Source organism: Roseivirga sp. 4D4, assembly GCF_001747095.1.
Taxonomy (GTDB): Bacteria; Bacteroidota; Bacteroidia; order Cytophagales; family Cyclobacteriaceae; genus Roseivirga.
Genome location: NZ_MDGP01000001.1, coordinates 93,779 through 109,126 on the forward strand (window position 1 = coordinate 93,779; position 15,348 = coordinate 109,126).

The 15,348-nt window shown below is 41.3% G+C and carries 13 protein-coding genes and 1 tRNA gene; 10 read left to right on the forward strand and 4 right to left on the reverse strand.

Going from position 1 to position 15,348, the window contains the following annotated elements; genetic code table 11:
* Nucleotide 1 precedes the first annotated feature (1 nt).
* The gene (gene floA, locus BFP97_RS00345) at nt 2-1,006 is read left to right on the forward strand and encodes a flotillin-like protein FloA (RefSeq protein WP_069840509.1); all 1,005 of its coding nucleotides are present in this window, start codon (nt 2-4) and stop codon (nt 1,004-1,006) included.
* Between the two features lie 45 nt (nt 1,007-1,051).
* Here the strand turns inward: floA and BFP97_RS00350 are convergent, their stop codons facing one another.
* Nucleotides 1,052-3,265 (reverse strand): WG repeat-containing protein, encoded by a 2,214-nt coding sequence (locus BFP97_RS00350; RefSeq protein WP_069840510.1) that lies wholly within the window; start codon nt 3,263-3,265, stop codon nt 1,052-1,054.
* A 78-nt stretch (nt 3,266-3,343) separates the two neighbouring features.
* Complete coding sequence (gene hemA / locus BFP97_RS00355; protein ID WP_069840511.1) at nt 3,344-4,603, reverse strand: glutamyl-tRNA reductase; 1,260 nt, start codon at nt 4,601-4,603, stop codon at nt 3,344-3,346.
* Between the two features lie 187 nt (nt 4,604-4,790).
* On the opposite strand from hemA, the gene BFP97_RS00360 reads away from it, so the two are divergent.
* Genes BFP97_RS00360 through BFP97_RS00370 form a run of 3 tightly spaced genes read left to right on the forward strand, consistent with a single transcriptional unit; the run spans nt 4,791 to nt 7,657 of the window.
* On the forward strand, nt 4,791-5,723 hold the full coding sequence (locus BFP97_RS00360) for a helix-hairpin-helix domain-containing protein (protein WP_069840512.1): 933 nt from the start codon (nt 4,791-4,793) through the stop codon (nt 5,721-5,723).
* Nucleotides 5,720-7,222, forward strand: coding sequence for a bifunctional ADP-dependent NAD(P)H-hydrate dehydratase/NAD(P)H-hydrate epimerase (locus tag BFP97_RS00365; RefSeq protein WP_069840513.1), 1,503 nt, complete (start codon nt 5,720-5,722; stop codon nt 7,220-7,222). Before BFP97_RS00360 ends, BFP97_RS00365 begins: the two co-directional genes overlap by 4 nt.
* Before the next feature lie 54 nt (nt 7,223-7,276).
* The gene (locus BFP97_RS00370) at nt 7,277-7,657 is read left to right on the forward strand and encodes a T9SS type A sorting domain-containing protein (protein WP_069840514.1); all 381 of its coding nucleotides are present in this window, start codon (nt 7,277-7,279) and stop codon (nt 7,655-7,657) included.
* 29 nt (nt 7,658-7,686) lie between these two features.
* Here BFP97_RS00370 and asnS read toward each other — a convergent pair whose 3' ends face one another.
* Nucleotides 7,687-9,135 carry an asparagine--tRNA ligase gene (asnS, locus tag BFP97_RS00375; protein WP_069840515.1) on the reverse strand — a complete coding sequence of 483 codons (1,449 nt, stop codon included), beginning with the start codon at nt 9,133-9,135 and terminating at the stop codon, nt 7,687-7,689.
* A 259-nt stretch (nt 9,136-9,394) separates the two neighbouring features.
* Between asnS and rpoN the strand changes: the two genes are divergently transcribed.
* The 3 genes from rpoN to BFP97_RS00390 all read left to right on the forward strand — a co-directional run bounded on the left by rpoN (nt 9,395) and on the right by BFP97_RS00390 (nt 12,248).
* The gene (gene rpoN, locus BFP97_RS00380) at nt 9,395-10,846 is read left to right on the forward strand and encodes an RNA polymerase factor sigma-54 (RefSeq protein ID WP_069840516.1); all 1,452 of its coding nucleotides are present in this window, start codon (nt 9,395-9,397) and stop codon (nt 10,844-10,846) included.
* Between the two features lie 217 nt (nt 10,847-11,063).
* Nucleotides 11,064-11,465 (forward strand): phosphatase PAP2 family protein, encoded by a 402-nt coding sequence (locus BFP97_RS00385; RefSeq protein ID WP_139135132.1) that lies wholly within the window; start codon nt 11,064-11,066, stop codon nt 11,463-11,465.
* Nucleotides 11,466-11,468: 3 nt separating this feature from the next.
* On the forward strand, nt 11,469-12,248 hold the full coding sequence (locus BFP97_RS00390) for an enoyl-CoA hydratase-related protein (RefSeq protein WP_069840518.1): 780 nt from the start codon (nt 11,469-11,471) through the stop codon (nt 12,246-12,248).
* A gap of 2 nt (nt 12,249-12,250) precedes the next feature.
* Here BFP97_RS00390 and BFP97_RS00395 read toward each other — a convergent pair whose 3' ends face one another.
* Nucleotides 12,251-12,958, reverse strand: coding sequence for a porin family protein (locus BFP97_RS00395; RefSeq protein ID WP_069840519.1), 708 nt, complete (start codon nt 12,956-12,958; stop codon nt 12,251-12,253).
* A 129-nt stretch (nt 12,959-13,087) separates the two neighbouring features.
* On the opposite strand from BFP97_RS00395, the gene BFP97_RS00400 reads away from it, so the two are divergent.
* The 3 genes from BFP97_RS00400 (at nt 13,088) to BFP97_RS00415 (ending at nt 15,299) form a co-directional block, all read left to right on the forward strand.
* Nucleotides 13,088-13,161, forward strand: a tRNA-Arg gene (locus tag BFP97_RS00400).
* A gap of 399 nt (nt 13,162-13,560) precedes the next feature.
* Nucleotides 13,561-14,514 carry a helix-turn-helix domain-containing protein gene (locus BFP97_RS00410; protein ID WP_069840521.1) on the forward strand — a complete coding sequence of 318 codons (954 nt, stop codon included), beginning with the start codon at nt 13,561-13,563 and terminating at the stop codon, nt 14,512-14,514.
* 104 nt (nt 14,515-14,618) lie between these two features.
* Nucleotides 14,619-15,299, forward strand: a complete 681-nt coding sequence (locus BFP97_RS00415; RefSeq protein WP_069840522.1) for a DUF2064 domain-containing protein — start codon at nt 14,619-14,621, stop codon at nt 15,297-15,299.
* The last annotated feature ends 49 nt before the right edge of the window (nt 15,300-15,348 follow it).

The window sequence follows — 15,348 nt, forward strand, 5'->3', positions numbered from 1 at the left end:
AATGGGAGAATATACTACCCTCATAGCTGTTATAGCTGGTGTCATTTTACTCTTCGTTTTCTTGTACTTCGTACCAGTTAACCTATGGATTACTGCACAGTTTTCTAATGTTCGAATAGGCTTGCTAGAGCTTGTGTTTATGAGAATTAGAAAGGTGCCTCCAAGTATAATCGTCAAGGAAATGATTACCGCTAGAAAAGCTGGATTGGACGTGCAAACGGCCGAACTCGAAACGCACTATCTGGCAGGGGGTAATGTTCCATCGGTTATCAAAGCATTAATTTCTGCAGATAAGGCCAATATTAATTTGGGGTTTAAGCAGGCAACGGCTATTGACTTGGCCGGCCGAGAAGTATTCGAAGCAGTTCAGATTTCTGTAAACCCTAAGGTAATTACTACACCCAAAGTGGCTGCAGTAGCACAGGATGGTATCCAACTCATTGCAGTTGCGAGAGTAACAGTTCGTGCTAATATTCAGCAACTTGTTGGAGGTGCTGGAGAAGATACAATTTTGGCGAGGGTAGGAGAAGGTATAGTGACTTCTATAGGCTCTGCCCAGTCACATCAAGCAGTTTTAGAAAATCCTGATAAAATCTCAAAACTGGTATTACAGCGTGGTTTGGATGCCGGCACCGCATTTGAGATTCTGTCAATTGATATTGCAGATATTGATGTAGGGATGAACATTGGGGCAACCCTGCAAACTGATCAGGCACAGGCTGACCTTAAAGTAGCAGAGGCCAAAGCAGAGGAAAGAAGAGCAATGGCGGTAGCTAATGAGCAAGAAATGAAGGCTAAATCTCAAGAGGCAAGAGCAAAAGTAATCGAAGCAGAGGCTGAAGTTCCACTGGCATTGGCCGAAGCTTTCAGATCAGGTAACCTCGGTGTAATGGATTACTATAAGATGGAAAACATCCAATCTGATACCGAGATGAGAGAATCAATTGCCAGACCAGGACAAAGGAGCTCTTCTACAAGGAAGAAGCCTGGAGGAGATAAAGACTAGAACGAAGCAGTAAGGAATATCGAAGGTCGCGTTTTGCGGCCTTTTTTATTGCAAATCAATCAGCTTCCATTGAGAGGCTTCTGAAGCTAGAAAGCGATTGCCTAGTTGTTGGATGGACTCATAAGAAAGAGGAATGACATCCTCTCCCCTTAGGTTAATCACTCCTTTTAATCCATCTCGGCCAATCAAGAAGTAACCACCTGCAAGTGCTTTAATGGAATCATACTGAGGAGATCTAATCAACTTGCCTTTAGCATCGGCCAGTCCAAAAACCTCATTCGAATTTAGAATAATGTAATCCTCTTGTCTATCAATGGCTGTAAAGTCTTCGGGCAAAACTGATTTGCCTGAGCTATTTATAATACCAAAAAGACTATTCCTTGATACTATCGAGAGGCCTTTGTAGAAAGGCGAAACCTGATCATAAGTAGGTTGAACAATTAATTGCTCGTTCTTATCTATGAAACCCCATTTACCGATCAGTTTCACGGCAGATAAGCCTTCAGAAAAGGCTTGAATGGCTTCATATCGGTTGGCTATTCTTAGCCTACCATCCTCAGCAATCTGTCCCCATTGATTATCTTTTTTTACAGAAATCAGGCCTTCGGAAAATTCTCCCAGCAAAGTTATTCCTGAGTCTAAGGCTATGTCATTAGCGTTATTAGGGTTGAACAAAAAGAAACGGCCGTCACGTTTTAGTCCGTATAGGTCCTTCTTTATAACCTGAATTGTGTCGTAAAGATGATCCAACCAGAGGCTATCATTTTCGTCTCTGAGCTCATAACCCTTCCTTGTCCATTTGCTATAGCCGCGCGGTAAATTGGTAAGCAGTCCATAAGCTCTTACGGTTTCCTTCCCATCGAAGTCGACTAGTTTCCATTCTGAACCTTGTTGTAGCCTGATAACGTCTTCCTGAATTTCGATATGGTCATTATAGGGGGTGATCACCCAATTACCTTTCATATTAATCACGCCATAACTACCCTGATAAGCCACAACCGCCAAGCCATTTTTAAACTCACCAATACCATCATAAACAAAAGGGCTCAGGTCTTTTCCATTTTCATATAGCAGGCCCTTCTTTCCATTCCTTACGGCCTCAATCAGTCCATTGTCGAGTTGCTTAAATGATTCATATTGGAATGGGCTTTGCCTAGCGCCAGACTTATTAAATACAGTCCAGTCTTGCTTATCTAGACGCTTTACCTGTCCAACAATCACCTTATTAAAGATTCTTATGCTATCGTAATTCACCGGAAGAACCAATTTGCCTGAAGCATCCATAGCCCCTTGAAATTTTGAATCAACATCTTCAACTATCGTAATTTCGTTGATTGAAGAGATGATATTTAGGTTGGATAGGTATTCAATGTAATTTTCATCTTGATCGATAATGCCGGCCTGTTGACCACTAGAGATCGCAAAGCGATCCTGATTGATGATTTGCATCTGATCAAAGTAATAGGTCGTGTCTAGCGAGTTTTCTGAGTACAAGTCCCACTTTTTGAAGGGTAATGCACGGACTCTTTGACCGGAAATTTGGATGTTTTTATAGATAGTCGGTATAATCAACGTTCCGCTTCTATTCAAAATGCCTCGTTTATTAAAGGATTTTGCCAATAACAGCTCGTCAGTCAGTTTTTCCAACGACTCGTATTCGAAGGCCGTAATGGCTTTGCCACTAGAGGAGTAAACAGCGCTAAGGTTATTGTCATTCTGAACTGAAAACAGTGTTTCATCGATGGCTAAGATGTTCTTGAATGTGAAAGGAATAATTGATTTGCCATTTCGATTGAGTAGCCCATACCGATCGTCAGCGCCAACCCTTTTCGAAGCGATTAGTAGGTTGCCTACTGGTTCCATTCTAACATAAGACAAGTCAATTACTGACTTTCCTTTTGCGTTGATGACACCATAATTGGCAAGGATTGAGTTCGATTCTCGTTGGCTGGCGATGAATAAGTTGTCTAGATAGGGGGTGAGCTGTGCATAGCGATGAAGGGTGACCTTTCCTCCTTCGAGATCAATTAGCGCCCACTTCTCGTTTTGGCGAGCACCGATCACATTGCTAATTACTTTAAAGGAGCCATCCGACCACCCAATAGCTTCATATTGAGGAGGAATAAGCACTTCGCCTGAAGTGACATCCTTAATTCCATATTTGCCATCAACTCGGAAAGGCTCGTATTCCCCAGCCCGTAAATTGACTTGACAGAGTATCAGAATTAGAATGAAAAAGAGCTGTCGGATTAATGGCATTAACAGGTAATACGCAATTGCTAGGATTTAGCTGACGAAAATAATGCTCAGGAGTAAACAAATTGACGAAAAGAGCTATTATTTCTCCTTTGTCTCTTGTTCTAGGTTGAAAAGATCGTTCAAGACATCAATCAGCTTATCTGCTTCTCCTCTTTGGCAAGCAGCTTTTAACTGCAAGACAGGTAGCTTCATGATTTTTTGTGTGATACTCTTAGATAGCTTGTCCGCGAAGAATTCCATCTCCTCAGATGAGTTTTTGAGGTGCTTTTTCAATTCCTCTTGTCGGATTTCTTCGAGCGTGCTTTTTAGTTTTTGGATGGTAGGAGAAACTTCCATTTCCCGCGACCAAGCCCTAACATCCTCCATAGCATCTTCGATGATGGCTTCAACATGAGGAATGGCTGCTTTTCTCTTTTCAACCGCTCGAGACGTCTTTTCTTGAATCTCGTCAATGTTGTACAAAGAGATGCCCTTAATTGATTCTACTTTAGGATCAATGGATCTTGGAATAGAAAGGTCAATCAAAAACTTGAGGCCTTCTGCATTTTTAGACAAATGTTGAGGACCAATAAAGTCTTGAACTGGTATGCTTGAAATGATAATATCGTAGGCGCTCATCTTCGCATTCAAGTCTTCAAATGCGATTTGATTTAGAGCGAGTTCAGTGGCCAAAGCTTCTGCCTTGGCCGTTGTTCTATTGGTGAGTGTAACAGAGAATTGCTCACTAACTAAATGCTTAGCTACATCTTCTCCGATTTCACCAAGTCCGACAATCAACACTTTGGCATCTACAAAGGACTCAGCTAGTGTTCGAGTAAGTTCTGCAGTGGCATAAGACACACTAGCCGCACCATCTCTAAATGCTGTTTCTTGGAATACTTTCTTGTTTGCAAAGAATACAGTGTGCAGGATTCTATGCATGAAAGGCCCCGCAGTATTATTATCCGCAGCAATTTGATATGCCTTTTTTACCTGATTGATGATTTGAAGGTCGCCTATAACTTGTGCTTCAAGTCCAAGGGCTACTCTGAATAAGTAGGTAGAGGCCTCGTAACTATCATTGATTACTGTAAAGAAAGGAATGAACTTAGTAATGTTATCAATTCCCTTTTTTCTAGCCAATAGCGATATGATTTCTCTAGAGAAATCCTGCTCTGCGTTGTAATAAACTTCGGTTCTGTTACAGGTAGAAATGATTAAGGATTCATGTAAGCCGATTACTTCACGAAACTCATTAAGTAATGTCGTGATCATAGCATCATCCAAAGCGATCATCTCACGAATGTCCACCGGAGCATTCTTGAATGAGAGACTTATGACTTTGAAATTACTTTGCATCTTTCCTTTGTTTCTGCGGGCAAAAATAAGCCCTAAATGAGCACTAAAAAAGTGATTTTTATCAGTTTTTGATATTTATAACGTTTCTACCTTTTTGCTACCCAACCCTCAGCTTTTCAATTCATTTGTTAAGCCAATTGTTTAAATAGTCTTATCTTCATTTACTCTCAATCAAACACACGGTTAAATGAGACTAAATAAACTCATTCGCGACTTTTTTGGTTTCAGTAGAACAGAGGTTAATGGGACATTAGTGCTCATACCTCTGATAATTCTTCTGCTTTTCACACCCTATCTATATCGTCAAATCCTGAGTTCTGATCCCTATACATCTGCAGAAGATAAAAGGCTGCTTGATAGTCTGGTTTTTTTAATCAATGCCAATTTTGAGAAACCCGAGGTGAGCGAATCCATTGAAGTTGAGTACTTCGATTTCGACCCTAATTCAGTGTCTATTGAAGAATTAGTCTCATTGGGAGTTCCCCAATTTCTCGCCAACAGAATTAATAACTACCGATCAAAAGGAGGTAAGTTTTATGTAAAAGGTGACCTACTAAAGATCTATGACTTTCCCGATAGCGTATATCAAAGACTATTTACTTATATCCTATTACCTGAGAAGAAGAAAGAAGTCAAAGTGTCTAAATCTCCTAGTCCTGATAATTTTGGCGAACCTGTCAGTGAAGCTGAGATTAATGAGGCCGAGGAAAAAGAAGTAGTCCTTGTTGATATCAACACGGCCGATAGTACCCTTTTCAAAACGCTTAAGGGGATTGGCTCAAGTTATGCTCGTAGGATTGTGTCGTACAGAAAGTTATTAGGAGGCTATTACTCTATAGATCAGCTTAAGGAAGTTTATGGTATGACCGATAGTCTTTTCCAAAACATTCAACCTTATCTGCAATTGACGGATACTGCCACAATAAGGAAGGTTCCGATTAATATGGCCACTTTCAAGGAGCTATTGGCACATCCGTATATTGACTATGAACAGACAAAAGAGATATTGAATGTGAAGAGTAAAAGTGGTAAATTCAGAAAGGCTGAGGATATGTACAGATTGTCTTTGATGGACAGTGTAATGATCAAGAAGTTGTTGCCTTACCTGGATTTTAGATGAAGAGAATAATTACCGCAGAGCAAGTTAGGACGGCAGACCAGCACACCATCGCGAATGAGCCAATTGCCTCGATAGATTTGATGGAGAGAGCCGCTAAGGCATTCTCAAAATGTTTCCTTTCTTTAATCCCCTCTACCTGTTCAATACATGTGGTATGCGGTACAGGGAATAATGGAGGAGATGGCCTGGCTGTCACCAGACTCCTGAGAGAAAAGGGCTATCACGTACGGTGCTCTTTGGTGAATGTGTCTTCAAACCTTTCTCCCGATTGTCAGGAAAACCTAAATCGACTTATAACTCCTCCTGATCTCGTTTCTGAAGCTGATGATCTGGTTATCGAAGAAGATGTGGTTGTAGATGCCTTATTCGGTTCGGGCCTCAACCGCTCCGTGACAGGGCTTTTCGCGGAAATAATTGAGAAGATAAATGCCTCAAAGGCTAAGACGGTTAGTATTGACATGCCCTCCGGCCTTTTTTCTGATCAGGTCGATCCGTCCGGAGCAATCGTTAAGGCTGATTTGACAATTGCTTTCCAAAGACCGAAGCTGTCCTTTTTAATTCCTGAGTCAGGAATGTATGTCGGGGAATTTCAGATCGCTGATATCGGCCTTGACGAAGCGTTTATTGAATCACTGCCGTCAGACTATTTTCTAATCGAGCAAAGTGATATTGCGGCCTTTTTGCCCATTCGGAAGAAGTTTCAACATAAAGGAGATTTTGGACGCGTACAGATATTTTCTGGAAGTTTTGGCAAAATAGGCGCAGCCTTTTTGTGTGGAAAAGCTGTATTGAAAGCAGGCGCAGGTTTACTGACCGTTCATATTCCTAAATGTGGGTATGAGATAATTCAATCAACCTTGCCTGAAGCAATGGTCACTGTAGATGACAGCGACAATCAGATTAGCTCTGGAGAAATTTTTGAAAACACTTATGCACTTTGTGTGGGGCCGGGTTTGGGAACTGATCCAGCAACGGTACAGTGGTTGGAATTGGTGCTAAAACAAAACCATAAGCGAATGGTGATCGATGCAGATGCCTTAAACATTCTTGCGGCACACCCCAAATTGATGGACAATGTTCCTCAGGGTTCAATACTGACACCGCATGTGGGAGAATTCAATCGACTCTTTGGGCCAAGTACTGATGGCTTAGGGAGAATTGAAAAGATGAGAAGCGTTGCTTCTGACCGAAACTGGGTTATTGTATTAAAGGGTGCTCATACTGCAGTAGCACTGCCAAACGGGAAAGTGGTTTTTAACACGACTGGCAATTCCGGAATGGCGACCGCAGGGAGTGGAGATGTTTTGTCAGGAATAATTACTGGCTTGATGTCTCAGGGCTTGAAAAGTGAGGAAGCTGCTATGGCAGGCGTTTATCTACATGGGATGGCCGGAGATTTGGCTGAAAAAAGTGTAGGAGAAATGTCATTGATGGCATCAGATTTGCTTCATAAACTCCCAGAATCAATTATTAACGTAAGACATGCGTCTTTTATTTGAAAAAATCCTAACTTTAAGTAAACCTTGACACCTTAAAGTGGGTCTTATTACATAATGGAAATCTTCAATCACCATATTACGCTCAGAAAGCTAGTCCTTGGACTGGCCCTCCTCTGTATAGCGTCTATGGCGTCAGCTCAGTCGGAAAGACTAGCGAATGTTTCCAATGATAATGGTGATGAAAAGATCAAAGTTGAGGTTTTCCCTAATCCAACTTCAGATTATTTGACAATTGATCTAAGCAATCTTGAACTTCGTAAGCCTAAAATTGAGATCAGAAGTATCATCGGTACTAAGATGAGAGTCAATCTTGAAAAGAGCGGTTTGAAAAAGTATAAGGTAGACGTACAATCCTTTCAGCGAGGCTACTATCTGGTGCTGGTCATGGATGACCAATCCAAATTCCAACAAACTGTAAGATTCAGCAAGAAATAAAAACCCCGAAGACATCGGGGTTTATTGTTTTAGAATGCAGCGTTTCCTGGTGTTCTTGGGAACGGAATTACATCTCTAATATTTCCCATTCCAGTGACGAAAGTCATAAGCCTTTCGAAACCAAGTCCAAAGCCACTGTGGGGAGCCGTACCAAACCTTCTTGTGTCGAGATACCAATCAAGCTCTTCTTCAGGAATGTTCATCTCAGCCATGCGACTGGTAAGTACATCAAGTCTTTCTTCCCTTTGAGAACCGCCTACAATTTCTCCTATGCCAGGAAATAGTATGTCCATGGCTCCGACAGTATTGCCGTCCTCGTTCATCCGCATATAAAATGCTTTGATATCTTTCGGGTAATCTGTGAGAATAACAGGCTTCTTAAAATGCTTCTCAACCAGATAGCGCTCATGCTCCGACTGAAGGTCAGCTCCCCAACCATCAATCAAGAACTGGAACTTCTTTTTCTTGTTCGGCTTAGAGTTTCTGAGTATCTGAATCGCATCAGTATAAGAAAGCCTTTCAAAGTCATTTTCAACAACAAACCTGAGCTTCTCTGTTAAAGTCATTTCGCTTCGTTCAGCAGCCGGTTTGTTTTTTTCTTCGTCTAAAAGTCGTTTCTCTAAGAACTCCAAGTCTTCGGCACAATGCTCGAGTGCATAGGCCACCAGGTATTTGAGAAATTCTTCCGCCAAATCCATATTGTCTGTCAGATCATAGAAAGCCATTTCTGGTTCGATCATCCAGAACTCAGCCAAGTGTCTGGTAGTATTAGAGTTCTCAGCCCTAAAAGTAGGTCCAAATGTATATATGTCGCCAAGCGCCATAGCACCCAATTCGCCTTCTAATTGACCAGAAACGGTAAGATTGGTCTCCTTACCAAAGAAGTCCTGACTATGATCGACAGAACCATCCTCTTTTAAAGGAGGGTTTATGGGGTCAAGCGTTGAAACTCTGAACATTTCACCAGCTCCCTCTGCGTCAGAGCCTGTTACAAATGGTGTATGCCAATAGTAGAAACCCTTTTCATTAAAGAATTTATGAACTGCAAAAGACATCGCATGTCGCATTCTGAAAATGGCACCGAAAGTATTTGTTCGAGGCCTTAAGTGTGCGATCTCTCTCAAAAACTCTAGCGAGTGTTTCTTGGGTTGAAGCGGATACTTTTCTGGGTCCGCTACCCCGAGAACATCAATGGATGCTGCTGTAATTTCAACACTTTGACCTGAGCCTTGGGAAGCGACTAGTTTACCTTTAACAGAAATACTGGCTCCTGTCGTAACATGTTTAAGTATGTCCTCTCCGATTAAATTAGGGTCAGCAACCACTTGAATGCTATTGATAGAGGAACCGTCATTAAGGGCAATAAAATTCACATGTTTATTGCCTCTTTTTGTCCTTACCCAACCTTTTGCTACCACATCGACATCCATTTCGGCGCTTTTCAGAAGTATGGCAATTTTGGTTCTCTTTGTTTCCATGGTTACTGTACTCAATGAATTCTAAAACGAACGCAAAGCAATCATTTTTTACTCTCAAACACAACTAATTGATAATCATTTACTAGGCTCAATTAGGTAAGTGCTTTTGTAATTATGTACTAAATAATGCGTGTAGGGACATTTTTTCTAGAATTAGAATTTTCTGCATGATTTTTGTTAAAAAGTGTTACAATCTCAACGCTTCTCTCGTTCTTTCCTTTAAATTTGAATTAATAGAAAGAGCGATTTTTTATACCTAATGCAAAAACTCAGCCTTAGTCAATCTCTTAGCCAAAAGCTGTCACCTCAACAGATTCAGTTTATAAAACTGTTGCAGGTACCAACGGCTGAGCTCGATACTCGAGTAGAGGAGGAGCTTGAAATCAACCCTGCCTTGGAGGAGGGGAGAGAGGAAGAGGCTGCACCAGAGCGCGAAGAGTTTGAAGAGGGAGAAGTAAGTTCTACAGAAGATCTGAATGTTGAAGACTACTTAGGTGATGACGATTTCTCCGGATATAAGATGCAAGGTGATGGTAACTACAACGATGAAGAAGATCGTGAGATGCCGGTGGCTATGCAAGCGTCTTTGAATGATCAGTTAGAAGCTCAGCTTGGCTTTTTAGGCTTGGACGAACGTCAAGAGAACATTGCCAAGCAATTGATCGGCAGCATTGAGACAGACGGTTATATCAGGCGAGAACTGGATGCGATTGTCAACGATTTGGCCTTTGCCCAAAACATTGAAACGGATATTGAGGAGTTAGAAGAATTGTTGAGTCAGATTCAACAATTCGATCCTCCTGGTATTGCGGCACGAAGTCTTCAAGAATGTCTGTTGATTCAGATGGAGCGAAAGAGTGATGATCTTGAAGAAGATGAAGTCATTCAGACGGCTATTCGAATTCTTTCACTTTGCTTTGATGAGTTTACCAAGAAGCACTATGATAAAATCCTTAAGAAGCTAAACCTCGATGATGAGGGCTTGCTCAAGGAAGCAGTAAGTGCGATAACAAAATTAAATCCCAAGCCCGGAGGGATCTCTGGAGGTCTGGTTAAAACTCAATACCTCATACCCGATTTCTTGTTGAGTAATACCGATGGTGAATTTGACTTAACGTTAAACAGCCGTAATGCGCCTGAATTGAGAGTAAGTCAATCATATTCTGAGATGTTTTCAGCATATGATAAGAGCGATAAGAAGGATAAGAAGTTAAAGGAAACCGTAAGTTTTGTTAAGCAAAAGTTAGATGCTGCAAAATGGTTTATTGATGCAATCAAGCAACGACAGAACACCTTGCTTCGAACAATGGAGTCGATTATTAAATTTCAGTATGACTTCTTCCAAGATGGAGATGAGTCTAAACTGAGGCCAATGATTTTGAAGGATATTGCTAATGAGATCAATATGGATATTTCCACGGTTTCTAGAGTGGCAAATTCAAAATCGATTCAGACTGACTTTGGAATCTTTCCTCTAAAATACTTTTTCAGTGAAGGGATTTCCACGACAAGTGGAGAAGATGTCAGTAGTAGAGAAGTCAAGAACGTATTAGCCGAGTTGATCGATGGTGAGGATAAGAAGAAACCATTGTCTGACGATAAACTTGAAAAATTCCTAAAGGCCAAGGGATACAACATTGCCAGAAGAACTGTGGCAAAATATCGGGAGCAACTCAATATCCCGGTAGCACGTCTGAGAAAAGAACTCTGATTTGACTTTTTTAGCGAAATTCCTAACATACTTATTTCAGCCTTTAATAATGCCGACTTTGGTGTTCTACACCATTCTGTTCCACCTAGGAAATAGTTCAAACTTGACCGACAAAGGACGCTGGACGGTTGTTTCACTGATATTCGTGACAACGTGTTTGGTTCCTGTCCTTACGGTAGTCATGTTTCGAATTACAAAAGTCATTAAGGATCTGCATATGAACGATAGGAAGGACAGGTATATGCCTTTTGTATTCATATCGCTCTTTTATTTGGTTGTGTCTTTCATGATCAAGGGGCAAGAATGGATGACACCCGCAATGCATATTACTTTCCTGGCTATTACCACTGTTGTGATTGCCACCAATGGAATTACGTTTAAGTGGAAGATTAGTGCCCATGCAGCTGGTATAGCTGGATGGCTTGGGTTCATTGTTGCCTATAAACATGCTTTTCAAGCAACCAATACTTTGTTTTGGCCCCTAATTGTTGCAGTTGCATTGACAGGATTAATATCTTGGGCCAGATTATATTTGAATGCTCATAAGCCTGCCGAAATTCTGGGAGGCCTAATACTTGGGTTTACTATTAGTTACGGATCAATCGCTTTATTTCTTTAGACCATGTTCGAATTTCTCAAATACGATATCAAAGATGGGGTGGCCACCATTACACTCAATCGCCCGGATGTGTATAATGCACTCAACAACGAAATTACTTATGAGCTTCAGGCAGCATTGAAAGATGCCAAGCGAAATAGTGAAGTGAGGGTAGTTGTATTGACTGGAGAAGGCAAAGCATTTTGTTCGGGCCAGGACTTGAAGGCTTCTTCAGCCGAACCTAATCGATCGTTTTCAGATTCGATTCATAAAAGGTATAACCCTATCATTAAGGCCATCAGAAACTTGCCTAAGCCAGTGGTGTGTCGCTTAAATGGTGTCGCGGCAGGGGCTGGTTGCTCTTTTGCTATTGCCTGTGATATTGTAGTTGCCGCGGAGAGTGCCAAACTCATCGAAGTATTCGTAAATATTGGATTGGTACTTGACTCTGGTTCCTCTTATTTCCTACCAAGACTGCTAGGCTCTTCTAAGGCATTTGAACTGGCGACTATGGGTACTAGAGTGAGTGGCAAAGAAGCAGAGGCTATGGGCTTAGTAAATAAGTGTGTTCCTGATGAGGCTTTGGACGAAGCTGTGAAAGCTTATACAGATTATTATGCTAAAGCGCCAACCAAGGCAATAGGGCTTATGAAGAAGATGCTGAATAAGTCGCAAGGAGCTACTTTATCTGAAATGCTCGACTATGAAGCCTACAATCAAGATATAGCAGGAGCTACCTTTGATCATAAAGAAGGAGTTCAGGCTTTCTTAGAGAAACGCCTTCCAGAATTTAAGGGAGAATAGTCTTAGAAGCCAGTTAAGGAGATTCCTAAGGTAAGTGTTCTCGTATTTTCTCCACCTGTTGGCGCAATGTCCCACTTTTCGGATAACTCGTAGAATCCGAAAAGGCTAATGCCTCCCCATCCAACACGTCCCTGGACACCGTAGCGGAAACGGTTGAAGCCTAGGTCTTGACGGTCTTTAACTGTACGATTATCGCCTCCTCGATCCTCATAACGGAACTTTGTAAACGAAGAGTAAAGTACACCGACTTTCATGCCCAGAGCAGCTCTGAAACCTCTATTGTATTGGTTCTTACTTTTGTAATATCTGAGTTCTAAAGGAATGTCTAAGTAGTGTAGTGCTAGTTTTGATTTGCCAAAGCTAATAGGACTACTCGTCAGCGAATTCAAGTCGGTCGCCTCTACCGACCTTACACTACTGGTATTTACAGAAGATGTAAGGGTGAAATTATTCTCAAAGGAGTACCTTTCAAGACTCAGTCCTATTCCAGGAGTAAAAGTAAACCCATTGGTGCCGATCGGTAGGTCATAATAATAGGTAATATTTACTGTCTTCGACTGAAAGCTGTTTAATGAGATGTCCTCGGGTGCGTTGCTCCAGCTATTAACCCCTATGTCCACCAGTAAAGCCCCTGGCAGATCAGGACGCTGTGCCTGAGCCGAAAGACTCATGAAAACCAAACCTACAACTCCGAGTAACAACTTCTTCATGGGTATGCTAAATTTAAGCGGTGGCAAAGATAGTATTTTTTAAAAGTATATAAGGACGTCTTTTGCAAAGAAAAAGAATTAATTACCTTTGCAAACGCATTTAACGGACTTTAACGTCCGTTTATTTTTGGCCTCGTAGCATAACTGAATAGTGCACTTGATTACGGCTCAAGAGGTTACAGGTTTGAATCCTGTCGAGGTCACTTAGCGCAGAGAAGCCCCTGAATTTCAGGGGCTTTTTTCATGCACAAAATCAGAAGCTTGCTTCGAGATTTTGTGCATGAAAAAAGGAGAGTGCGTAGCACGGGGCTTTTCTATGGTCAGGAGTGGGGAGTCGGGATCGCGAGAGCAATCCTTCTATCAGAAGCTTGCTTCGAGATTTTGTGCATGAAAAAAGGAGAGTGCTTAGCACAGGGCTTTTCTAAGGTCAGGAGTGGGGAGTCAGGATACGCTAGCAGTCCTTTTTTCAAAAGTTCTCTTCTAGTTTTTCGCATTATGTGAAATATTCGCGACCTCGCTGCGACATATTTATCGTAACCACTTACATAAAATTTGAATTGACTTTCTGTTTAGCTCGTTAGATTGGTTTAAAGGTCAACTCAATGATAGCTTATAATGGTCAACATACTGTTCATAGAAAGGGTGGACAGATTTACTGGCGTGCAGAACATGGTCAAATCGAAGGCATAAATAACGGTTATGCTCATTTCACTTCCCAAGGGTTAATGGGTGAAGATCAGAAAACTAGATTTTCCATTCGTTTCGGAGTGAAAGGCACACAGCTCTACCACATCAATCAATCGCAGCTTCGCGTAAATACAGATCAGTTCTTGGTCATGAATCATGAAACTGAATATTCAGTGACATCTGAACATTCGGAAGATGCCACCATGTTGGCATTCTGTTTTAATGAGAACTTCGTTAAAGACTTTGTTGCTTACCATAAGCAGACACAAGCAGGGCTCCTAGATGCTTTCGCTTTATATGATTTGAGTAAACCCCTTCCGGAGTTTCCATTACATACCTTGCCCGTCACAGAAGAACTGAGGAGGAGAATTGAACATATGATTGGGAATAAAATGAGTACTCAGCCTAGCGAGGTTGATGATTATGACCTATTCAGTGGGATGCTCGAAACTGTCTTTATGAGTGCCAATGCGTCTTTGAATGTTTTTAAAGACCAAGAAATTGTGAAGCGATCTACCAAGGTTGAACTGTATAAGCGACTTTCCATTGCTCGCGATTATATTCAAGCGCATTTTTCAGAAGATGTAAACCTGAACGAGTTATCTAGAGTAGCCTGCCTTTCCCCATATCATTTTCACAGGGCTTTTAAGCATACTTTTGGCATTACACCTAAGAAGTTCGTGACAGGCCTAAGGATAGAAAAAGCAAAATGGCTGTTGCTTAATAGGTCTTATTCTGTGCAAAGCATATGTAACGATGTAGGCTTTAAGGATGTCAGTTCATTTACCCGTTTATTCACAAGTTACACTGGTCAAACACCATCTGTTTTCAGGAACGAATCGAGGCAAGTCGTTTCAAGTTTGGTGTAGTGGACGCTGTTCAGATGTTTCTTAGCCGACATTTATAGAATCTGAATCCATTGATATGAAATTAATTTTGAGAATACGGAGTTAAGGCTCTAAATTCCCAATGGATGCCCTCTGATAAAACAGCAGTATTATTCTTTTCCAGAACGCTCAATGATGAGTTTGGAGCTAAATCTTTGGGCTTGAATAGGAAGAGGTTTTCATCCCTTTATAAGTTTTTTGTCAATAGGACACTTCAGACGGTAAAGGACTCGGGTTTACCACTTATAGAGTTTTATTCAAATCAACAGGTTGGTAATACCTTCAATGAGAGACTTGTTCATTCGCTCAGGGTAGTTGCCGAACAAGGCTTCCAAAATGTAATTATTATTGGGAATGATACGCCTGAACTATCTGTGGATGACCTTATGCGTGCCGATAAAGCATTGCAGAAAGGTCAAAACGTTTTGGGTAGAGATTCTCACGGAGGCGTCTATCTAATGGGGCTGAACTTGGATGAGGCAAAGTCAATTGACTTCAAAGCCATACAATGGCATTCTAGTTTCGTATATCAGCAACTTTGCGATCAACTTGAAGGAGTTTTTATACTTGAGGCTAAAAGCGATCTCAATACGCTAGAAGATTTTAATGTCGTTCTTCGACTTAGAACCCGACTCAGTCGTGGTTTTCGATTATCCCTAAAACGAATCCTATTTCATAAAGCCGAAAGAGCGCAATTTTTCATGGGCTTCAGTAAGTTCAAAACTACCACTTGGATCGTTAGAGGCCCTCCGCAAATTGCTTTTTAGCCGGCAGTTGAAACTCTAGAGATATTCGCTAGAGCCTATTTTCTATACA